General features: G+C 73.1%; 17 protein-coding genes and 1 riboswitch. Of the genes, 3 read left to right on the top strand and 14 right to left on the bottom strand.

Annotation, left to right across the window (positions count from 1 at the left end):
* Positions 1-34 precede the first annotated feature (34 nt).
* Together ACF08M_RS03300 and ACF08M_RS03295 are read left to right on the top strand one after the other, a co-directional pair.
* A complete protein-coding gene (locus ACF08M_RS03300) occupies positions 35-1,135 on the top strand; it encodes an amidohydrolase family protein (RefSeq protein WP_392183523.1) in 1,101 nt (366 codons plus the stop codon).
* 333 nt (positions 1,136-1,468) lie between these two features.
* Positions 1,469-2,485, top strand: coding sequence for an SCO1860 family LAETG-anchored protein (locus ACF08M_RS03295; protein WP_392183522.1), 1,017 nt, complete (start codon positions 1,469-1,471; stop codon positions 2,483-2,485).
* A gap of 58 nt (positions 2,486-2,543) precedes the next feature.
* On the opposite strand, the gene cobC is transcribed toward ACF08M_RS03295, so the two are convergent.
* The 6 genes from cobC to cobM all read right to left on the bottom strand — a co-directional run bounded on the left by cobC (position 2,544) and on the right by cobM (position 9,424).
* Positions 2,544-3,638 (bottom strand): Rv2231c family pyridoxal phosphate-dependent protein CobC, encoded by a 1,095-nt coding sequence (gene cobC / locus ACF08M_RS03290; protein WP_392183521.1) that lies wholly within the window; start codon positions 3,636-3,638, stop codon positions 2,544-2,546.
* Positions 3,622-4,569, bottom strand: a complete 948-nt coding sequence (locus ACF08M_RS03285; protein ID WP_392183520.1) for a sirohydrochlorin chelatase — start codon at positions 4,567-4,569, stop codon at positions 3,622-3,624. Before ACF08M_RS03285 ends, cobC begins: the two co-directional genes overlap by 17 nt.
* A gap of 358 nt (positions 4,570-4,927) precedes the next feature.
* Entirely contained in the window at positions 4,928-5,533 is a 606-nt protein-coding gene (locus ACF08M_RS03280) for a precorrin-8X methylmutase (protein WP_392183519.1), read from the bottom strand.
* A complete protein-coding gene (gene cobJ / locus ACF08M_RS03275) occupies positions 5,530-7,248 on the bottom strand; it encodes a precorrin-3B C(17)-methyltransferase (RefSeq protein WP_392183518.1) in 1,719 nt (572 codons plus the stop codon). The genes ACF08M_RS03280 and cobJ overlap by 4 nt, the downstream gene beginning before the upstream one ends.
* Positions 7,245-8,570, bottom strand: a complete 1,326-nt coding sequence (cbiE, locus tag ACF08M_RS03270; protein WP_392183964.1) for a precorrin-6y C5,15-methyltransferase (decarboxylating) subunit CbiE — start codon at positions 8,568-8,570, stop codon at positions 7,245-7,247. The genes cobJ and cbiE overlap by 4 nt, the downstream gene beginning before the upstream one ends.
* 5 nt (positions 8,571-8,575) lie before the next feature.
* A complete protein-coding gene (gene cobM, locus ACF08M_RS03265) occupies positions 8,576-9,424 on the bottom strand; it encodes a precorrin-4 C(11)-methyltransferase (RefSeq protein WP_392183517.1) in 849 nt (282 codons plus the stop codon).
* Positions 9,425-9,541: 117 nt separating this feature from the next.
* On the opposite strand from cobM, the gene ACF08M_RS03260 reads away from it, so the two are divergent.
* Positions 9,542-10,264 carry a ZIP family metal transporter gene (locus ACF08M_RS03260; RefSeq protein ID WP_392183516.1) on the top strand — a complete coding sequence of 241 codons (723 nt, stop codon included), beginning with the start codon at positions 9,542-9,544 and terminating at the stop codon, positions 10,262-10,264.
* 23 nt (positions 10,265-10,287) lie between these two features.
* Here the strand turns inward: ACF08M_RS03260 and cobI are convergent, their stop codons facing one another.
* The 8 genes from cobI to ACF08M_RS03220 all read right to left on the bottom strand — a co-directional run bounded on the left by cobI (position 10,288) and on the right by ACF08M_RS03220 (position 22,142).
* On the bottom strand, positions 10,288-11,034 hold the full coding sequence (gene cobI / locus ACF08M_RS03255; RefSeq protein WP_392183515.1) for a precorrin-2 C(20)-methyltransferase: 747 nt from the start codon (positions 11,032-11,034) through the stop codon (positions 10,288-10,290).
* Complete coding sequence (locus tag ACF08M_RS03250; protein ID WP_392183514.1) at positions 11,031-12,443, bottom strand: cobyrinate a,c-diamide synthase; 1,413 nt, start codon at positions 12,441-12,443, stop codon at positions 11,031-11,033. The genes cobI and ACF08M_RS03250 overlap by 4 nt, the downstream gene beginning before the upstream one ends.
* A 10-nt stretch (positions 12,444-12,453) precedes the next feature.
* Entirely contained in the window at positions 12,454-13,053 is a 600-nt protein-coding gene (gene cobO, locus ACF08M_RS03245; protein ID WP_392183513.1) for a cob(I)yrinic acid a,c-diamide adenosyltransferase, read from the bottom strand.
* Entirely contained in the window at positions 13,053-15,068 is a 2,016-nt protein-coding gene (locus ACF08M_RS03240) for a putative cobaltochelatase (protein ID WP_392183512.1), read from the bottom strand. Before ACF08M_RS03240 ends, cobO begins: the two co-directional genes overlap by 1 nt.
* Positions 15,069-15,234: 166 nt before the next feature.
* On the bottom strand, positions 15,235-18,885 hold the full coding sequence (gene cobN / locus ACF08M_RS03235; RefSeq protein WP_392183963.1) for a cobaltochelatase subunit CobN: 3,651 nt from the start codon (positions 18,883-18,885) through the stop codon (positions 15,235-15,237).
* An 8-nt stretch (positions 18,886-18,893) separates the two neighbouring features.
* On the bottom strand, positions 18,894-20,453 hold the full coding sequence (locus tag ACF08M_RS03230; RefSeq protein WP_392183511.1) for a cobyric acid synthase: 1,560 nt from the start codon (positions 20,451-20,453) through the stop codon (positions 18,894-18,896).
* A complete protein-coding gene (locus tag ACF08M_RS03225; RefSeq protein ID WP_392183510.1) occupies positions 20,450-21,463 on the bottom strand; it encodes a cobalamin biosynthesis protein in 1,014 nt (337 codons plus the stop codon). Before ACF08M_RS03225 ends, ACF08M_RS03230 begins: the two co-directional genes overlap by 4 nt.
* 144 nt (positions 21,464-21,607) lie before the next feature.
* Positions 21,608-21,739: riboswitch (cobalamin riboswitch) on the bottom strand.
* Between the two features lie 172 nt (positions 21,740-21,911).
* Positions 21,912-22,142 (bottom strand): hypothetical protein, encoded by a 231-nt coding sequence (locus ACF08M_RS03220; RefSeq protein WP_351198662.1) that lies wholly within the window; start codon positions 22,140-22,142, stop codon positions 21,912-21,914.
* Positions 22,143-22,166: the final 24 nt, after the last annotated feature.

Below are 22,166 nucleotides of genomic sequence, written 5' to 3'. Positions count from 1 at the left end.
CAGGGCGTCGAACGGTGCCTCGTACAGTGCTGTCATGAGTGATCGCAGGGCACCTCAGGTGCTGCACGTGAAGGGGCGGGTGCTCGTCGGGCCCGAGGACGTCCGGGACGAGCTCTGGGTCGTCGACGGGCGGATCTCGTACGGGAGGCCGGCCGGCGCGGACGGGGCGGTGACCGTCACCGGCTGGGTGCTGCCGGGGCTGGTCGACGCCCACTGCCACGTCGGGCTCGACCTCCACGGCGCCGTCGACGAGGCGACCAGTGAGAAGCAGGCCCTCGCCGACCGCGAGGCGGGTGCGCTGCTGCTGCGGGATGCCGGTTCGCCGGCCGACACCCGGTGGATCGACGACCGCGAGGACCTCCCGAAGATCATCAGGGCCGGCCGTCACATCGCCAGGCCCCGCAGGTACACCCGGAACTACGCCCATGAGATCGAGCCGGACGAACTGGTCGCGTACGTCGCCCAGGAGGCACGGCGCGGCGACGGCTGGGTGAAGCTGGTCGGCGACTGGATCGACCGGGAGGTGGGCGATCTGGCCGCCTGCTGGCCGCGCGAGGCGGTCGAGGCGGCCATCGCCGAGGCGCACCGGCTCGGTGCCCGGGTCACCGCGCACTGTTTCGCCGAGGACTCGCTGCGCGATCTCGTCGAGGCCGGGATCGACTGCATCGAGCACGCCACCGGACTCACCGAGGACACCGTTCCGCTCTTCGCCGAGCGTGGTGTGGCGATCGTCCCCACCCTGGTCAACATCGCCACCTTCCCCTCGCTCGCGGCGGGCGGCGACGCGAAGTTCCCCCGTTGGTCGGCCCATATGCGACGGCTGCACGAGCGGCGTTACGACACCGTGCGCGCCGCGTACGACGCCGGGGTTCCGGTCTTCGTCGGCACCGACGCGGGCGGGGTGCTCGCCCACGGGCTGGTGGCGGACGAGGTCGCCGAGCTGGTGAAGGCGGGCATCCCGGCCCTGGACGCGCTGTCCGCGACGACCTGGGGTGCGCGCCGGTGGCTCGGACGGCCGGTGCTGGAGGAGGGCGCCCCGGCGGACCTGGTGGTGTACGACGAGGACCCGCGGGCGGACGTGCGGGTGCTCGCGGCGCCGCGACGGGTGGTGCTGAACGGGCGGGTGATCGGCTGAGCGCGGCGCACCGGTCCGCTTCCCGGCCCGGTGCGCTCTGTTGACAGGCGGTTACCGCTTCGCTGCCTCCTCGCTGAGGCACCTTTGCGGGCACCCCGGCGCGGGCGGCCCATGTGCCGCCCGCGTTCAGCGGATCGGGTGACTCCGAGGAACGAACGTCCCGAGATAATCGAATACAGGCGCGAAAACCCCCCTTTGGGGTGAACTCACGTCAGGTGTCTGCCGGTTCACCCTCCGTGCGTAAAGCTTTCGGGGTCGAGGTCACCGGCGCTCGCGATGTCCCCCATTGGACGGCGCCGGTGGCTCCATGTCTCTTGTGGGGGTTCCACCATCTTGAACAGCAACACCTTCCGCCTGGCCGCCCTGGCGGTCGCCGTCGCTCCCGTCGCCCTGCTGGCCGCCGTCCCGGCGCACGCCGCCACCGCGACCACCACGACCACCGGCGACGGGAAGGCGAGCGCGGTCGTGCTCCGTACCGCACTCGACGTCTCGCTCCTGAACAAGACGATCGAGGTGCCGCTCAAGGCCACGCTCAATGAAGTGCAGGCACCCGCCAGTGCCGACCGGACCGCGCTGAGCGTGCGGCTCGACGGGGTGGACAACGGGCAGCCGTTCAGCGTGCTGAGCGCCGATGTGGCCACCGCCAGGGCCACCGTAGCCAAGCAGAAGGCCGAGGGCTACAGCAATCTGGCGAAGGCCTCGGTCCATCTGCCCGGACTGCCGTCGCTCCCCCTGATCGAGGTCGAGAAGGTCACCTCCAAGGCGGTCTGCGAGGTGGGCAGGAAGCCGGTCGCCGAGTCGAACGTGCTGGGGCACGTGTCGGTCCTCGGCAAGCGGATCACCCTGACCGCGGGCGGCACCACAGAGGTGAAGGTGCCGGGCGTCGGCGAGGTCACCCTCGACCTGTCGAAGACGCACACCACCTCGCGCACCGCGGCGGCGGCCGCACTCCAGCTGAAGGTCTCCGTCAACCCGCTCAAGCTCAATGTCGCCGAGGTGCTGGGTGAGGTCACGCTCGCCGAGGCGACCTGCGAGACGCCGAAGGGAGCGGAGACGGGCGGCGGCGACAACGGCGGCTCCGGAAACGGCGGTTCGACCGGCGGTGGTTCCAGTGACGGCGGTTCCGGAAACGGCGGTTCGACCAGTGGCGCCAACACCTCCGGCAGCGGCGGCGGCACGGGCGGCGGTGTGAAGCCCCAGACCGGTACCGGTCACGCCCCGGCCACCGACTCCAGCCTCGCGGAGACGGGCGGCAGTTCCGCGACGCCGTACATCGCGGGCGGCGCGGCCCTGCTGCTGGCGGTGGGCGCCGGGGCGACGGTCGTGGCCAGGCGTCGCGCCCAGGGCTGACGGGAGAGCGGGGAGCGGCGGCCGCGTGCCCGAACGCCGCTCCCCGCGAGCCGCCCCGTCAGCGGGTGGCCGCGGTCAGCGTCTGCAGCGCCTGGTCGAGTGCCTGAAGGAGGCGGTTGGTCGTCGCGCGGTCGCGTACCGCCAGCCGCAGCCACTGCGGGCCCAGCCCCGGAAACGTATCTCCACGCCGCGTTGCGAACCCCAGCGCCCGCAGCCGCTCCCGCACCTCGGCGGCCCCCTCCAGCCGCATCAGGACGAACGAGCCCTCGGCCGGCTCCACCACCCGCACCTCGGCGAACTCCCGCAGCCCCGCTATCAGATGGGCCCGGTCCACCGCGATCCGCTCCGCCGCGGCAGCCGCCTCGGCGAGGGCCCGCGGCTCCATGCACGCCTCGGCCGCCGCCAGGGCCGGGGACGACACCGGCCACAGCGGCTGCGCCTCCTCCAGCGCGTGGACCGTCTTGGGGCCGGCCAGCACGTAACCGATCCGCAGCCCCGCGAGCCCCCAGGTCTTGGTGAGGCTGCGCAGCACCACGAGCCCGGGGACGTCCATGCGCCCGCACAGCGCCTCGCGTTCGCCCGGCACCGCGTCCATGAACGCCTCGTCGACCACCAGCGTCCGACCCGGACGCGCCAGCTTCTCCAGCGCGGCCGCGGGATGCAGGACCGACGTGGGGTTGGTCGGATTGCCGACCACGACCAGATCCGCGTCCTCGGGCACGGCTGCCGGGTCCAGCCGGAAACCGTCCTCGGCGCGCAGCAGCACCCGCCGCACCTCGTGCCCGGCCGCGCGCAGCGCCGACTCCGGTTCGGTGAACTGCGGATGGACCACGACCGGACGGCGGGCCGGCAGCGCCCGCGCGATGAGTACGAACGCCTCCGCCGCACCCGCCGTCAGCAGCACGCGCTCCACCGGAAGTCCGTGCCGCGCCGCGACCGCCGCCCGCGCCGGACGGCCGTCCGGGTAGGCGGCGAGCGCGCCCAGCGACGCGGAGATACGCGCCCGCAGCCAGTCCGGGGGCGTATCGGCCCGTACGTTGACGGCGAGATCGGTCAGATCCCGGCCCCGTCCCCGTACCTCCGCGTCACCGTGGTGCCGCAGATCGTGCGTGCCCGCGCCTGTCGCGTCGGGACTTTCAGTGGGAGTGTGCATGACCGCCGTGGGGGTGGTGGTGATGGTGGCCGTCGTCGTCGGGGTGGAAGTGCGGCTGCTGCGGCAGCCCCACCTTGTCCTCGAAGCCCGGCAGCGCGATTCGGTACACGCATGAGTCGCAGTTCATCCGCAGATCGCCCTCGACAGCCTCCCGGTAGCGCTCCATGACCAGGTCGAACAGTTCCTCGGCCCCACCGATGACCTCGGCCGCGCGGACATCCTGCTCCGGGTGGGCGCCGGCCCATTCCTCGGTCTGATGACGCACCCGGTCCGGCAGGATGCCGGTGAAGAGGAAGTACGGCAGAACAACAATGCGCCTGGCACCCAGCTTCACGCAACGGTCGAGACCGGACGGTACGTCGGGCGCCGCGAGCGACACGAACGCCGTCTCCACCCCCGCGTAACCGCGGCCCTCCCAGAACAGCCGCGCCGCCTTGTACACCTCGGCGTTGGCATCCGGGTCGGTCGAACCGCGCCCCACCAGCAGCACCGTCACCTCGGACCGGTCGGTGTCGCCCAGCACCTCGTCGACCCGGCGCTCCAGCACCCGCAGCAGTGCCGGGTGCGGGCCGAGCGGGCGGCCGTAGGTGTACGAGATGCCGGGGTGGCGCTCCTTCTCACGGGCCAGCGCCGCCGGAATGTCCCCCTTGGCGTGCCCGGCCGACACCAGCATCAGCGGTACGGCGGCGAACCGCCGGACACCTCGCCCGACGAGCTCGGTCACGGCGTCGCCGAGCGGCGGCGGGGACAGCTCGATGAAGCCGCCGGCCACGGGCAGTCCGGGGTGGCGCTCGCCCAGTTCCGTCACGAAGCCACGGAACGCCGCGGCCCCGCCCTCGTCCCTGGTGCCGTGGCCGGCGACGAGCAGTGCGGGCTGGTTGGGCTGGTTGGGCGGGGCGGTCGGGGTGGACGGGGCGGTCGGGGTGGTCACAGGTTCTCCTCGGTGCTCGTGGGGGGTTCGCAACTGCTGATTAGGGAGCGTGTGTGAGGTCGTTTTAGCTCGATCGTGTGATGGTCGGCTTGCAGCCTTGCGATGCACTGGGCCGGTCGGGGTAGCGTTGCCGTGCGATCTGGGACGCCGGGCACGGTGCCAGCGTGCGGGGCCCCTGCTCCACCAGCGAGATGGTTCAGGGCCTCCCCGTCGCCTCTGGCCGTATCCATATGGCCAGGTCGTGAGGGACTCCGCCCGCCCGGCTCGGACCACGGACACGATCCGTGTCGCCGCCCGGGATGCGAAAGCGGACGACCAGTGCGCCCAAAACCGTTCGGGGCGTGCCAGTGTGCGGAACTCACTCCCGCTCACTGCCCAGGAACGGTACGGGGTGGTACAGCAGGGCGTTGAGGGCGGCGGCGGCGACGGCCGAGCCGCCCTTCTCCGACACATTGCTCACGGCAGGCAGACCACTCTCGCGCAGCGCCGCCTTCGACTCGGTCGCGCCGACGAAACCGACCGGCAGCCCGATGACGAGGGCGGGCGCGGCATCGAGGACGAGCAGCTCCTCCAGCGCGGTCGGCGCGTTCCCGATCACCCAGATCGCGCCGGGCCCGACCTGCTCGTACGCGAGCCGGATCGCATGTGCCGAACGGGTCAGCCCGGGACCGGACCTGGCCTCCTTCAGCCGGCACACGGTCTCGCGGCGGGTGATGCCCGCCGCGACCATCTCCACATCGGTGACGACCGGCGCACCGGCGTGCAGCGCCGCGTGCGCGACGACGAGCGACGCCTCGTCGCAGACCAGATCGGTCGCGTACGCCAGATCCGCCGCGGAGTGGATGACCCGCTCCACGACCGCCCGGGTCAGCGGGGCGAAGTGCGAGGTGTCCAGGCGGGCGCGGAGCCGCCGGAACGACTCCTGCTCGATGGGGTGCACCGTTCTCTCCCAGGGCCGGTTCACTTGGCTCCTCCCCGTGCCGCGGTGGCCGACTGCCAGCGATAGCCGCGCGGTGTCACCATGCGGCCCGCGATCTCCCGGGTGGCGGTGTTGCCGACCGTCACGACCGTCATCATGTCCACCGTCGCCGGGTCCAGGGCGGCGAGCGAGGTCACCCGGCTGCTCTCGTCCGGGCGCGAGGCGTTGCGTACCACCCCGACCGGGGTCGTCGGCTCCCGGTGACCGGACAGGATCGACAGGGCCTTCGGGAGCTGCCAGTCGCGGCCCCGGCTGCGCGGGTTGTAGAACGTCACGATGATGTCGGCCTCGGCCGCGGCCCGGACCCGGCGCTCGATGACCTCCCACGGCGTGTGCAGATCGGAGAGGCTGATCGACACGTGGTCGTGGCCCAGCGGGGCGCCCAGGATCGCGGCAGCCGCCAGCGCGGCCGTCACACCCGGCACACCCACCACATCGATGTCGGCGCCGGCCTCGGCGAGCGCGGGCGACGCCATCGCGTACACCCCCGCGTCACCGCTGCCGATCAGCGCCACCGCATGCCCCTTGCGCGCCTCGGCGACCGCGGTGAGGGCCCGCTCCTCCTCGGCGCCGAGCCCCGACTCCAGGACGGTGGTGCCGGGCCGCAGCAGATCCCTGATCTGGTCGACGTACTGATCGAGTCCGACCAGCACCGAGGCCCGCCGCAGCTCCTCGCGGGCCCGCGGGGTCAGCAGATCACGCGCGCCCGGTCCGAGACCGACGACGGCCAGCCGTCCGCGCGGGACGCGGCGCACCACGGCGCAGGTGGCCATCGCGGCCCGTCCCGCAGGGGCCGACTTCCGTTTCGGCACGAGGAGTTCGCCGCCCGCGGCGAGCGCCGCGGCCTCCGCGACGGACGGCGTTCCGACGGCGGCGAGCGGGGCCTCCGACGGATTGGGCACCTCGATACGGGCCAGCTCGTCGGCGGTGTACGTCCGCAGCGGTACGCCGAACCGCGCGGCGGCCCCGACGATCCCCGGCTCGTCCGCCTTCGCGTCGACCGTCACCAGTTCCGCGACGCTCAGCGGCGACAGCCCGGCCTCGTCCAGGGTGTCCCGGATCAGCCCGACGACCTCCTCGACCGGCGCGTTCCTCGACGCACCGACCCCGACGGCGAGCGACGCGGGCCGCAACACGGCCGCCCGCGCCCCGAGTTCCACGACCCGGTCGGTGACATGCAGCACCGCCGGCCCCTCGGCACCCGGAGACACATGCGGCGGCAACGGTGGCAACGGCCACACCGCGTCCGCCCGCAGCTCCACCGCAGACCCGTCGAGGACCGCGCGCGACACCCCCGCGACATCGCCCTCCACCGGGAGGCCCAGCATGTCCAGCCCCGGCACCCCCGTCGCATCGGTCGCCGTCGTCACGACCGGCGCCGCGCCCAGCACTTCACCGACCGCCTCGGCCAGCGCGTTCGCCCCGCCGCCGTGCCCCCCGAGCAGCGCCACCGCATGGCGGCCCGCCTCGTCGACGCAGACGACACCCGGGTCCGAGGACTTGTCCGACAGCACCGGCGCGAGCAGCCGCACCACGGCCCCCGTCGCCAGGAAACACACCAGCTGCTCGCACTCGGCGAAGGCCCGTTGCACGGCCTCGCGCACCGGTCCCTCGTAGACCGCGGTGCGGCCGGGCCAGGCCGCGGCCAGCCGGTCGCGGGCGACGGTGCCCGCCGCCGTGGCGGAGATCAGGCCGATCACTGGGTTGCTCCTTCACTTGCACGAACCGCGGGGCGGGTGCCCCACAGCAGAAAGACCGGGTTGGTCGCGGCGAGCCGCGTCACCTCACCGGGCAGCGGCGCCAGCCGGGAGGACTGCAGCAGCACGCCCTCCGGCACGAGCCCGGCACCGGCCAGCGCCGCACGCACCTCGGGCACCCGGTCCAGCGCCGCCAGCGCCACCACCACCGAGCGCCGCGCACGCCGGGCGCACGCCGCCACGATGGCGGGCAGCTCACGCCCGCCGCCCCCGATGAACACCGCGTCCGGCTCGCCCAGACCGTCGAGCACGGCGGGCGCGGAGCCGTGCACCGCGTGCACGTACACCCCGTGCGCGGCCGCGTTCGCCCTGATCCGGCCGATCCCGTCCGGGGTCTTCTCCACGGCGACGGCGGCCGCGCCGAGCCGCGCGCACTCCACCGCCACGGAACCCGAACCCGCACCGATGTCCCACACCAGGTCCCCGGTGCGCGGACCCAGCCGGGCCAGCGCCAGTGCCCGCACCTCGAACTTGGTGATCATCGAGTCGCGGTGCTCGAACTCCGCCTCGTCCAGCGCCCACCGGCCGGGCCCGGCCGCCGCTCCCGCGACGGTCCGTACCGGGGAGAGCACCCGGGACTCGTCCAGGCACAGCACCACACTCACCGGATCCGGCCAGTCACGGGCCAGTGCCTCGGCGGGAGTCAGCCGCTCGACCCGCTCCCGCTCCGGATCGCCGAGCGCCGTCGCGACGACCAGGGTGCGCCCCTCGGTTCCGTGCGCCAGCCCGGCCGCCAGCTCCGCGGGCCCGGCCCCGGGCCCGGTCAGGACGGCCACCTTCGGGTGCGCCAGGCACACGTTCACCGCGGTCCTCGGGTCGCGGCCGTGCGCGCTGACCACGACCGCGTCGTCCCATGCCAGCCCGAGCCGGGCGAACGCGACCGCGACGGACGGTGCGCCCGGCCGCACATCGAGCGCGGCCGCCCCGAAACGCTCCGTCAGAGCCCGTACGATCCCGAAGAACCCGGGGTCGCCGGAGGCCAGCACGACGACCCGCGCCCCGTTACCGGGCGCGTGCTCCGCGATCCGGTCGAGCGCGGGCGCCAGCGGACCGAGGACGATTCGCTCGGCCCGCTCGGCCCGCTCGGCCCGCTCGGCCCGCCCGGTCCGCCCGGTCCGCGCCGATGGTTCCGCGGCTTCCAGATGACGCCGGGCGCCGACCACCAGCGTGGCCGAGGCCAGCGCCCGACGGGCCTCCTGACCGAGCGGCTCGCCCGTCCCCGTACCGAGGACCAGGATCGGCGCGGCGGTCCCGGCGTGGGAGATCCCGGTCACGAGCCGGACCGCTGGGCCCGCAGCTGGGCCCGCGCCGCCTTGTCGGCCTTGCGGAAACCGTGGAAGTGCCCCGGGTGGTAGAGGTGCGAACGCGTCCCGGACGCCGACAGCGCCGGACCGACCAGGAAGAGGGTGTGCTTCCAGAGCTTGTGCTCCTTGACCGTCTCCTCCAGCGTCTCGATCGTGCAGTGCAGGATCAGCTCCTCCGGCCAGGTCGCCTGGTACGCGATCACGACCGGCGTCGACGTCGGATAACCGCCCTCCAGGAGCTCCTGGGTGAGCTGCCCGGATCGCGCCGCCGACAGGAACAGCGCCATCGTCGTGCCGTGACGCGCGAACTCCCGTACCTCCTCACCCGGCGGCATCGGCGTCTTGCCGCCGCCGAGACGGGTCAGGATCACGGACTGCGCGACCTCCGGAATCGTCAGCTCCCGCTGCGCGATCGCCGCGACCGCCGAGAACGACGACACCCCCGGCACGATCTCGACCGCCACTCCCAACCCGGCACACCGGTCGACCTGTTCCTGCGTACCGCCCCACAGCGCCGGGTCGCCGGAGTGGATGCGGGCCACCTTCAGCCCCTCGGCGGCCGCGCGTTCGTACACGGCGACGACCTGCTCCAGCGACATCTGCGCCGAGTCGAGGACCTCCGCGCCCTCCCGGGCGTGCTCCAGAACCTCCGCCTGCACCAGGCTCGCCGCCCAGATGACGATGTCGGCATCCGCGATGGCCCGCGCCGCCCGGAAGGTCAGCAGATCGGCGGCGCCGGGGCCGGCACCGACGAACGTCACTCTGCCGCGGGTGGGCGCGCCGGCCGCGCCGGCTGCGTCGACTGCTTCGGACATGGGGCGGGGTCCTTTCGGGAAAAGGGATATTAAACGGGACAGGGGGACGGAACGGTGGAACAGCTGGCGGTGCGCGCTGAGATGCGCGCACCCGGTTCAATCGGCTAGCAAGAGCGCATGGCGGTGTTCGTCGCGCTCGGCGCGTTCCTGATGACCCTGGCCGGCGGCTGGGCCGCCCAACGCGTCACCGACCGCCGCCATCTGGTGCTCGGCTTCGCCGGCGGACTGATGCTCGGAGTGGTCGGCCTGGACCTGCTGCCGGAGGCGGTCGACGCCGCGGGCGAGCCCGTCTTCGGCGTCCCCGCCGCCCTGCTGCTGTTCGTGGGCGGCTTCCTCGCCGCCCATCTGGTGGAGCGTCTGCTCGCGGTGCGCCAGGCGGCACACGGCGCGGGCGAGGAGCGGGTGCCGCAGGTCGGACTCACGGCGGCGGCGGCGATGGTCGGCCACAGCCTGATGGACGGCGTCGCGCTCGGCGCGGCCTTCCAGGTGGGTGCGGGCATGGGAGCCGCCGTCGCCCTCGCCGTCATCACGCACGACTTCGCCGACGGCTTCAACACCTACACGATCACCAGCCTGTACGGGAACGCCCGCCGCAAGGCCCTGCTCATGCTGTTCGCCGATGCCCTGGCACCGCTCGTGGGCGCCGCGACGACGCTGCTGTTCACCCTTCCGGAGGAACCGCTCGGCTGCTACCTCGGCTTTTTCGGCGGCGTACTGCTCTACCTCGCCGCCGCCGAGATCCTCCCCGAGGCACACCACGAACACCCGGCCCGCTCCACGCTGCTGTGCACGGTGGCCGGGGTGGGTTTCATCTGGCTGGTCGTGGGCATCGCGGACTGACCACCGCGCCGCACCCGGGCAGCTCACAATTTCCCGCCCCGCCCGCCGTCGCGCGGCGCGGGCGCGATCAGCGTCGACAGATACGGCAACGGCCCCTCGGCCAGCTCCGCCGCCGGCCGGATCGACTCCTCGGGCAGCCCGAGCGCGGAACCCCAGACCGCGTCCTCGGTACGGCCCGTCTCCCGCAGCGCCGTGGCCACCTCCGCGGCCAGCCGGCCGAACTTGTACGCGACGACCGTCCCGGGACCTTCGAGGGCCTCCTTCAGCGCCGCGGCCCCCGCCGTCACCGGCACCAGTGTCAACGGCTCCGTGCCCTCCGTCAGCACCGCACCGCTGCGGGCGGCCAGATCCTGCATGGCCGTGATCCCGGGCACGGTCTCCACGGCCGTCCCCGGCAGCAGCTCACCTATCGTGTGCGCGAGATAGGTGAACGTCGAGTACACATTGGGGTCGCCGATCGTCGCGAACGCCACCGAGCCATGCGTACGCAGCAACGCGGCGACCCGCTCGCCCGCCGCGTCCCACGCCGCCTCCCGGCGTGCCCGGTCCGTCCGCTCATTGAGCGCGAACACCACACGCACGACCTTCTCGGCCGCCACATAGTGCAGCACGGTCGCCTCCGCCCGCCCCCGCTCACCGGTGTCCATCACCGGCACCACGACGACCGCGGCATCCCGCAGCGCGTTCACACCCTTGACGGTCACCAGCTCCGGGTCACCGGGGCCCACGCCGACACCGACCAGCCTGCTCGTACCGAGACCGTGGTTCATCCCTTGCACCTCTCAACGAATCGGCGGATCATGCCGGGCGCCGAAGCCCCATGCGTATGCAGATAACTCGCGTGCACGCCCCGCTGCACGAACCCCTCCACCCGCCGCTCCGGCTGATGCAGGCCCCACGCCGGTGCGGCCCCGGCGCCCGGCTCCAGCACGGTCCGGTGGAACTCGTGACCGCGCACCCGCGTCCCGGGCACCGCCAGCACACTGTCGGAGACCGCCACGGCCTCCCGGTAGCCCAGCGTCAGCCGTTCGGACATCCGTGCCTCGGCGTCGAGGACCCCGCACATCGGCAGCCCGTCGAGCGAACGCGCCAGATACAGCAGCCCCGCACACTCGGCGGACACCGGGGCCCCCGAGGCCGCCAGCTCCGCGACGGCCTTGCGCAACGGCTCGTTGGCCGACAGCTCGGGGGCGTACACCTCGGGGAACCCGCCCCCGACGACCAGCCCGCGCGTGCCCTCGGGCAATGCCTCGTCCCGCAACGGATCGAACGGCACGACCTCGGCCCCGGCGGCGGCCAGCAGCTCGGTGTGCTCGGCGTAGGAGAACGTGAACGCGGCCCCGGCCGCGACGGCGACCCTTCCGGGCCGGGGACCGGCCCCGTCGCGGACGCCGCCCACCGCCTCCGCCGCGTCCCACACCTCACCCGGCACCGCGGGCGCCGACCGCGCCAACGCCATGACCGCGTCCAGGTCGCACCCCGCCCGCACCCGGTCCGCCATCGCCGCGACAGCGTCCACCGCGTCGCCCCGCCGCTCGGCCACCGGCACCAGCCCCAGATGCCGTGACGGCACAGCCACCCGCTCCGCCCGCCGCAGCACCCCCAGCACCGGCACACCCGACTCGTCCAGCGCCTCCCGCAACAGCACCTCGTGCCGCTGCGAGCCCACCTTGTTGAGGATCACCCCGCCGATCCGCACCTGCGGATCCCACGAGGCGAACCCGTGCACCAGCGCGGCCACGGACCGCGACTGCGACGACGCGTCGACGACCAGCACCACGGGCGCCCGCAGCAGCTTCGCGACCTGGGCGGTGGACGCCAGCTCGCCCTGCCCGGCCCGTCGCCCGCCACCACCCTGCCCGAGCGCTTCGTGCCCTGCCTGGATTCCAGCCCCGTCGTACAGCCCCATCACCCCCTCGACGACCGCCAGATCGCAGCCGAGCGCCCCGTGCGCGAACAGCGGAGCGACCAGCTCCGGACCGCACATGTAGGCGTCGAGATTGCGGCCCGGCCGCCCCGTGGCCAGGGTGTGATACCCCGGATCGATGTAGTCGGGCCCGACCTTGTGCGCGGATACGGCGAGGCCCCGCCCGGCGAAGGCCGCCATCAGCCCCGTGGCCACCGTGGTCTTGCCGCTCCCCGAGGAGGGCGCGGCGATCACCAGACGCGGAACGTTCACCGCGGTCCCCTCACCATTCGATGCCCCGCTGACCCTTCTGACCGGCGTCCATCGGGTGCTTGACCTTCGACATGTCGGTCACCAGATCGGCGGCTTCCACCAGCTTCGGCGGCGCGTTGCGCCCGGTGACGACCACATGCTGCGTACCGGGACGGTTCCGCAGCACCTCGATCACCTCGTCGGTGTCGACCCAGCCCCAGTGCATCGGGTACGCGAACTCGTCGAGGACGTACAGCCGGTACGTCTCGGCGGCCAGGTCGCGCTTGACCTGCTCCCAGCCCTCGCGCGCCGCCTCCTCGTTGTTCAGCTGCCTGTCGCGCTGCACCCACGACCAGCCCTCGCCCATCTTGTGCCAGGCGACGGAGCCGCCCTCGCCGCTCGCCCCGAGGACCTTCAGCGCGTTCTCCTCGCCTACCTTCCACTTCGCCGACTTGACGAACTGGAAGACGCCGATCGGCCACCCCTGATTCCAGGCGCGCAGCGCGAGCCCGAAGGCCGCCGTCGACTTCCCCTTCCCGATGCCGGTGTGCACCACCAGCAGCGGACGGTTACGGCGCTGACGGGTGGTGAGCCCGTCGTCCGGCACGGTGGCCGGCTGTCCCTGCGGCATTACGCGGCCCTCCTGCCGGTTCCCCGAACGTCCTTGACCAGACCGGCGATCGAGTCGGCCCGCAGCGCGTCGAGCGTCACGGCGGTGCCGCCGAGATCGCGTGCCAGGGCGCCCGCGAGCCCGAGCCGTACGGGCCCCGACTCGCAGTCCACGACGACGGACGCGATGCCCTCCGCCTCGTGCAGCCGCGCCGCCCGCGACGCCAGCGCCACCGGCTCGGGCCCCCCGGTCGCCCGCCCGTCGGTCACCACGACCAGCAACGGCCGCCGCGAAGGATCACGCAGCCGCTCCACCCGCAGCACCTCATGGGCCTTCAACAGCCCGGCCGCCACCGGCGTGCGCCCGCCGGTCGGCAGCATCTCCAGCCGCGCCGCCGCCGCGTCCACCGACGACGTGGGCGGAAGCACCACCTCGGCGTCCCTGCCCCGGAAGGTGACCAGCCCGACCTTGTCCCGCCGCTGGTACGCGTCCAGCAGCAGCGAAAGGACGGCTCCCTTCACGGCACTCATCCGCTGCCGGGCGGCCATCGACCCGGAGGCGTCCACCACGAACAGCACGAGGTTCCCCTCGCGCCCCTCCCGGGTCGCCTGCCGCAGATCGTCCCGCCGGACCACCAGCCCCCGCCCCGACCGCCCCCGCGCCCGCTGATGCGGGGCGGCGGCCTGCACGGTCGCCGCCAGATGCAGCTTGGTCAGGGCGCCCTGCGGACGCCGCGCACCGGTCGTACGCCCGTGCTCGGTGCGTGCCCGGGACCGTCGCCCCGCCGCGCCCTCGCCCAGACCCGGCACGCTCAGCATCCTCGTACGGAACGGCTCGGCAGCCCGTACCGGCTGCTGCTCACCGCCTCCGGAGGACTGCTGCCCCTGCCCCTGCCCCTGCTCGGGCACGGACTGCGCGGGCGTGTCATCGGCCTCGCCCCCGGGCTGCGGCGGCGTGCCGGGCCCGTCGCCCTGCGGGGGCCGGCCGCCGCCACCGGGGCCGTCCGGGTCCGGGTCGTCGTCCTGGCCGCTGTTCTGCTCCAGCGTGTCGTCGAGCTTGTCCTCGTCCAGGCCCGGCGCGTCGAAGGGGTTGCGCCGACGCCGGTGGGGGAGCGCGAGCAGAGCGGCCTGCCGGACGTCCTCGGCCAGCACATCCGTACGTCCCGCCCAGGCGGCCAGCGCGGTGGCCGTCCGCGCCATCACGATGTCCGCGCGCATCCCGTCGACCTCGAAGGCCGCGCAGGTGGCCGCGATCTGCCGCAACGCCCCGTCCCCGAGCCGCACCGACGGCAGCAACGCCCGTGCCGCCACGATCCGTTGGCGTACGGCGTCCTCCTCGTCCGCCCAACGCGCGGCGAAAACGTCGGGATCGTCGTCGTACCCGAGCCGTCGCCGTACGACCTCCACCCGCTCTTCCGGTTGCCGCGAGGCCGCGACCTCCACAGTCAGCCCGAAACGGTCCAACAATTGGGGTCGCAACTCGCCTTCCTCGGGATTCATGGTCCCGACGAGCAGGAAGCGCGCCGCATGCCGTACGGAGACACCCTCGCGTTCGACGTACGAGGCGCCCATCGCGGCCGCGTCCAACAGCAGGTCGACGAGATGGTCATGGAGAAGATTGACCTCGTCGACGTACAGGATCCCGCGGTTCGCCGAGGCGAGCAGGCCTGGCTCAAAGGACTTGACCCCCTCCGCGAGCGCCCGCTCGATATCGAGGGCGCCGACCAGCCGGTCCTCCGAGGCGCCGACCGGAAGTTCGACGAGCGCAGTGGGGCGCTGTGCCCCGGGGCGGGGCTCATGCGGCCCGTCAGGGCACGATGGGTCCGGGATCGCGGGGTCGCAGGAGAAACGGCAGCCGGGTACGACCTCGATCTCCGGCATCAGCGCGGCCAATGCCCGGACCGCAGTCGACTTCGCGGTCCCCTTCTCCCCTCGTACGAGAACGCCGCCCACCTGTGGTGACACCGCGTTCAGCAGCAAAGCCAACCGCAGGTCGTCCTGTCCGACGACGGCTGTGAACGGATAGGGCGTGCTCATACGACGATCACTCCTTCGGATGACTTGTGGCAGCGTGACGCATGTCCGAGCTGTGGGACCGCGTGATCGAAACCTGCTCCCCGCACATGCGGGGATGGTCCTCCCGGCGAGGGCGAGCCGCGGCCGCAGCTGCGGTGCTCCCCGCACTCGCGGGGATGCGAAGAGGTCACTCCTCTCCCTCCAGGTCGCCCTCGATCTCAAGGTAGGTCTGCCGGAGCCGCTCCAGGGTCTCCTGGTCCGGCTCCGCCCACAGCCCCCGCTCGGCCGCCTCCAGCAGCCGCTCCGAAATCCCGCGCAGCGCCCAGGGGTTGGACTTCTGCATGAACTCCCGGTTCTCCGGGTCGAAGACGTACTCCGCCGACAGCTTCTCGTACATCCAGTCGTCGACGACGCCCGCCGTCGCGTCGTACCCGAACAGGTAGTCCACGGTCGCGGCCATCTCGAAGGCGCCCTTGTAGCCGTGCCGCCGCATGGCGGCCATCCACCGCGGGTTCACCACCCGCGCCCGGAACACCCGGTGGGTCTCCTCGCCCAGCGTCCGCGTCTTCACCTGGTCCGGCGTGGCACTGTCGCCGACGTACGCCTCGGGCGACTCGCCGGTCAGATGCCGCACCATGGCGACCATGCCGCCGTGGTACTGGAAGTAGTCGTCCGCGTCGACCAGGTCGTGCTCGCGCGTGTCGACGTTCTTCGCCGCCACCGCGATCCGCCGGAACGCCGTCTCCATGTCGCCGCGCGCCGCCCGCCCGTCGAGCCCGCGCCCGTACGCGTAACCGCCCCAGACCGCGTACACCTCGGCCAGATCCGCGTCCGACCGCCAGTTCCGGGCGTCGATCAGCGGCAGCAGCCCCGCTCCGTACGCCCCCGGCTTGGACCCGAAGACGCGTGCCGTGGCCCGTCGCCGGTCGCCATGGACCGCCGTGTCCTCATCGGCGTGCGCCCGGACGTAGTTGGCGTCGGCCGGCTCGTCCAGCTCCGCCACCGTCCGCACCGCGTCGTCGATCAGCCCCACCACATGCGGGAACGCGTCCCGGAAGAACCCGGAGATCCGCACGGTCACATCGATGCGCGGGCGGCCCAGCTCGCTCACCGGCACGACCTCGAAGCCGGTCACCCGGCGCGACGCGTCGTCCCACACCGGCCGGCAGCCGAGCAGCGCCAGGATCTCCGCGATGTCGTCGCCCTGCGTACGCATGGCCGAGGTGCCCCACACGGTCAGACCGACCGACCTCGGGTAGTCGCCCGTGTCGGCGAGATACCGGGCGATCAGGGAGTCGGCGAGCGACTGCCCGACCTCCCACGACAGCCGGGACGGAATCGCCTTCGGGTCGACCGAGTAGAAGTTGCGCCCGGTCGGCAGCACATTGACGAGGCCGCGGGTGGGCGATCCGGACGGGCCGGCCGGTACGAAGCCGCCGTCCAGGGCGCGCAGGATGTGGTCGATCTCGTCCGTCGTCCGGGCCAGCCGCGGTACGACCTCCTCGCACGCGAAGCCCAGCACGGCCACGGCATCCGGGAGTTCGCAGCCCAGGACCTCCCGCACCAGCCCCGGCGCGGCCGCGGTGTCCCAGCCGCGCTCCTCCATGCCCTCCGCGAGTCGGCGGCACAGCCGCTCCAGCAGGTCGATCGCGTCCGCACCGGTGCGCGCCGGGCCGTCGACCAGCTCGGTCAGCTCGACCGGCACCTTCACCGCGGCACCCGGCTCGGCCAGCAACTCCTTCTCGCCGAGACCGAAGTGCTCGGCGATCGACGCCCGCAGCCCCGGCAGCGCGTTCGCCCTTCCGCCCCACACCTGGGAGGCGCGCAGCACGGCCAGCACCAGGTTGACCCGCGCCTCGTCGACGGGACCGCCGCCCAGGACGTGCAGGCCGTCCCGGATCTGGACGTCCTTGATCTCGCAGAGGTAGCCGTCGATGTGCATGACGAACGAATCGAAGTCGTCATCGCCCGGCTGTTCGTCGACATGGAGGTCGTGGTGCAGCTCGGCGGCCTTCACCAGTGTCCAGATCTGGGCCCGCACCGACGGGGCCTTCGCCGGATCGAGATCGCTGACCAGCGCGTACTCGTCGAGCAGCTGCTCCAGTTTGGCCAGGTCGCCATAGGTGTCGGCGCGCGCCATCGGCGGCACCAGATGGTCCACCACCGTGGCGTGCCCACGCCGCTTGGCCTGGGTGCCCTCGCCCGGGTCGTTGACGATGAACGGGTAGATCAGCGGCAGTTCGCCGAGTACGGCGTCGGGGCCGCACCCGGCGGACAGGCCGAGGCCCTTGCCCGGCAGCCACTCCATCGTGCCGTGCTTGCCCATATGGACGACGGCGTCCGCGCCGAACGAGTTCTCCAGCCAGCGGTACGTCGCCATGTAGTGGTGCGACGGCGGCATGTCCGGGTCGTGGTAGATCGCGATCGGGTTCTCGCCGAAGCCGCGCGGCGGCTGGATCAGCACCACCACATTCCCGAACTGGAGCGAGGCGAGGACGATCTCGTCCCCGTCCACGTACAGCGAGCCCGGCGGTTCGCCCCAGTGCTCCAGCATCGAGTCGCGCAGCTTTGGCGCCAGCGTGTCGAACCAGGCCCGGTAGTCGGCGAGCGGGACGCGCGCGGGGGCGGCCGCGAGCTGCTCCTCGGTCAGCCACTCGACGTCGTGGCCACCGGCGTTGATCAGGCGGTGGATGAGCTCGTCGCCGTTGTCGGGGTGCCCGTCGACTCCATAACCGGCGTCGCGCAGGGCGTCCAGGACCCGTACCGCGGACGCGGGCGTGTCCAGGCCGACGGCGTTGCCGACGCGGGAGTGCTTGGTCGGGTAGGCGGTGAAGACGAGGGCGAGCTTCTTCTCGGCGTTCGTCCGGTGCCCGAGGACGGCGTGGCGCACCGCGATTCCGGCGACGCGCGCGGCGCGTTCGGGGTCGGCGCGGTACACCGGCACATCGTCCGGGCCCTGTTCCTTGAAGGAGAACGGGACGGTGATCAGCCGGCCGTCGAACTCCGGGATCGCGACCTGCATCGCGGCGTCCATGGGGGAGAGGGCGGCGTCCGACGCCTCCCACGCGGCGCGCGACGAGGTCAGGCACAGGCCCTGGAGCACGGGGATGTCCAGATCGGCGAGCGCGCCGATGTCCCAGGCCTCGTCGTCGCCCCCGGCGGAGGCGTCCGACGCGCGGGTGCCGCCCGCCGCGAGAACCGTGGCGACCAGGGCGTCCGCCCTGCCGAGCAGCTCGTAGAGACCGGCGTCCGCGCCGCGCAGCGAACCGCAGTACACCGGCAGGGCGTTGGCGCCACGGGCCTCGACCGCGTCGCACAGGACGTCCACGAACGAGGTGTTCCCGGACAGCTGGTGCGCCCGGTAGAAGAGCACCCCGACGGTCGGGCGGCCCTCAATGAACGCGCGGTCGCCGTGCAGGCCCCACTCGGGCATCTTCTGCGGCCCGGCGAAGCCGTGGCCGGTCAGCAGGACGGTGTCGGAGAGGAAGCGGGCCAGCTCGGCGAGGTTGCCGGGGCCGCCCTCCACGAGATAGCGCAGCGCCTCGGCGACCACACCGGCCGGTACGGACGATTCGGCCATCAGCTCCGCGTCCGGGACGGCCTCGCCGCCCAGCAGCACGGTCGGGATGCCGGACGCCTTGAGGACGGCCAGCCCGTCCTCCCAGGCGCGCTTGCCACCGAGGAGACGGACGACGGCGACGGAGGAGCCCTCGATCAGTGCGGGGAGTTCCTCGCGGGCGTCGACGCGGGTGGGGTTGCCGATGCGGTACGGCGCGCCGGAGGCGCGCGCGGCGAGGAGATCCGTGTCGGCGGTCGACAACAACAGCACGGTGCTCATAGGGGCGTTCATGCGCGTGCTCCAGGTGCTCCGGGGGCGATGAAGGGAAGTCCTGACGGCGCGCCCGACTCGATGAGCCGCAGCAGCGCGTCGGTGTCCGCGTGTTCTTCGATGAGGTCGCCGAGGCGGTCCAGCTGTTCCTCGCGCAGCGCGGCGAAACAGGTGTCGGGGGCGGGGACGAAGCGCCGGCCGGCGGTCCGCGCGATCTCGGTGAGGAAGCGGCGGCGGAACGCGTCGCTCTCCAGCGAGCCGTGCCAGTGGGTGCCCCACACGGCGCCGGCCCGGCATCCGTCGAGGCTGCGTCCTTGGTCATCGGAGATGAACGCTTCCCCGCCGTGTACCGCGGCGACGCCGTGGTGGATCTCGTACCCCTCGACAGGGGCGCCGAGCGCCTCGCCGACGGGACGGGCGAGAGTCTTCTCGCGGGCGAAGCGGACGCGTACGGGCAGCAGGCCGAGGCCGTCGACCTGCCCGGCCCGCGACTCCACCTCGTCCTCGATGTGCTCGCCGAGGATCTGGAAGCCGCCGCAGATCCCGAGGACCGGCCGGCCCTCGGCGGCGCGTCGCACCAGGGCGTCGGCGAGGCCGCGCTCGCGCAGCCAGGACAGCGCCTTCACGGTGGCGCGGGTGCCCGGCACGATGACGAGGTCGGCGTCGGCCAGTTCCTCGGCGCGGTCCACGAACCGGACGACGACGCCCGGTTCGGCGGCCAGCGCGTCCACGTCGGTGAAGTTCGACATCAGGGGCACGGCGCACACCGCGACGCGCAGCACCTCGTCGCCGTACGGCGGCGCGACGACCGATTCGCGTACGGCTCCGCGCAGCGCAGTGCCGTTCTTGAAAGCGGGCCGCAGCCCGTCCTCCTCGTCGATGCCGAGGCCGTGGGCGAAGGGCAGCACCCCGTACGTCTGCCGCCCGGTGATCCCGCGCAGCATTTCCAGGCCCGGCTCCAGCAGCGACACGTCACCCCGGAACTTGTTGACGAGGTACCCAGCGATCAGCGACTGGTCCTCGGCGTCGAGCAGCGCGGTCGTACCGAAGAACGAGGCGAAGACGCCCCCGCGGTCGATGTCGCCGACGACCACGACCGGGAAGCGGGCCGCCCGGGCGATGCCCATGTTCACGATGTCCGTGCGCCGCAGATTGATCTCGGCCGGACTGCCCGCCCCCTCGCAGATCACCGCGTCGTACGTGCCCCGAAGCTGCTCCAGACAGTCCACGACCGTGGAGAGCAGCGCTTCCTGCCGGCCCCCGTGGTAGCCGCGGGCGCTCATCTCGCCCACCGGCCTGCCCATCAGGACGACCTGACTGGAGCGGTCGCCGCCGGGCTTGAGCAGGACCGGGTTCATCAGCGCCGTCGGCTCCACCCGGGCGGCCTGTGCCTGCATGGCCTGGGCGCGGCCGATCTCGGCACCCTCGCGGGTGACGAACGAGTTCAGCGACATGTTCTGCGCCTTGAAGGGCGCCACTTTCACGCCCCGGCGCACGAGCCAGCGGCAGATGCCTGCCGTGACGACGCTCTTGCCCGCGTCCGAGGTGGTTCCGGCGACCAGCAGTCCGCCGCTCATGTCCGTCTCCGTCCTGCGATGCGCGTTCCTGCCCCATGGGTTCCCGCGGCCCGGCGGCCCGCGATCCGCCGTGCGGCGAGGCCCGCGCCCAGCCGTCCCGCCACGCACACGCCGAGGGCCAGCGCGCTCACCCGGCGCGACAGCCGTACCGCGCGTTCGATGTCCTCGGTCTCCACCGTCCGGCCCGTCTCCCCGCCCAGGACGGGACGGTGCTCGACCCGGCCGCCGTATGCGAGGGTCCCGCCGAGCCGTACGCCGAGCGCACCCGCGAACGAGGCCTCCACCGGCCCCGCGTTGGGGCTCGGGTGCTTGGCCGCGTCGGCCCGCCAGGCCCGTACCGCGCCACGTGGCCGCCCGCCGGCGGCCACCGCGAGCAGGGCCGTGAGCCGGGCACCCGGCCAACCCGCGAGGTCGTCGAGACGGGCCGAGGCCCAGCCGTAGCGACGGTGCCTGGCCGACTTGTGGCCGACCATGGCGTCGAGGGTGTTGGCGGCCCGGAAGCCGACGAGCCCGGGCACACCGGCCAGCGCGCCCCACACCAGGGCGCCGACCACGGCGTCCGAGGTGTTCTCGGCCACCGACTCCACCACGGCACGGGCGATCTGCGGCCCGTCGAGGGAGTGCGGGTCCCGCCCGCACAGATGCGGCAGCCGCTCGCGGGCACGCTCGATGTCACCGGCGGCCAGGGCGGCGCCGATGGTCCGGGCCTCACGCCCCAGGGACGTACCGCCGACGACGGACCAGGTGGCGGCCGCGGTCAGCGCGACGGAGGCGGCGGGGCGGCCGCGCACGGCACGGGTGATCAGCGCGGCACCACCCGCGGCGCCTCCGGCGCAGACAAGGGTGTGCAGCGCGCCCCACCCGCGGTGGTCGCGCCACAGACGGCGCTCGACGCCCGCCGCGGCCCGCCCGAAGGCGGCGACCGGATGCCCCCTGCGGGGGTCACCGAGCAGCAGATCGCCGATCAGACCGGCCGTGGCGCCGTACGCGAAGATGCGATCGGCACGCACGGCTCAACCGGCCGACGCGCCTCGGAGGACCTTCGTACAGGCGGCTCTCGACGAGAGCGCCACAGCAACGGACGCACGGCAGCCAGGCATGGCGATATGTCCTCACTCAGGGTCCGCGCCCTGGTTCGACGTGACCGGCGACGAGAGTCTCCTGGCTCCCGGATCCGCAGTTCCCCCGGCCTTCCAGCCCGCTCGCGCGCGCCGTGACTTCCGGTGTGGGGGACTGCTCCCCGGTGACAGTGGCGGGACCGCGCCGGATTCGCACCGGCTTCCTCTGCTGTCGCCGTAATTGGCTCCGGCAGTCCACCACGCTCTGCGATCGCCCGTCAACCTGCCGTTGACCTGCGACGGCGCAGTGTGCTGAGGCCCACACCGGGCCGGGGCACACCACAACGGGCCGGACACACCAGGGGTGTCCGGCCCGACGGGGGAGTGGGCGGGGGAGTGCTCAGGCGACGATCAGATAGATCCCGTACGCGACCGCCGCGGCGCACAGCGCGAAGCAGACGTACGCGCCGGCGCGGGCCAGCAGCAGCGAGCCGCCGGAGCCGCCCTGTGCCGCCGGTTCGGGCTGCTTGGAGAGGCCGACGATGCCCAGGGTGAAGAGGCCCACCAGCGCGACGGTGACGACGAGGGAGACGCCGAAGACGGAGCCGAGGGCTGCCCAGTCGATTTTCATGCTGAAATCCTTAGACGGACGGAC

This window comes from Streptomyces sp. NPDC015032, assembly GCF_043080425.1.
In the GTDB taxonomy this organism is placed as follows: Bacteria; Actinomycetota; Actinomycetes; order Streptomycetales; family Streptomycetaceae; genus Streptomyces.
This window is presented reverse-complemented; position numbering and strand designations above follow the sequence as displayed.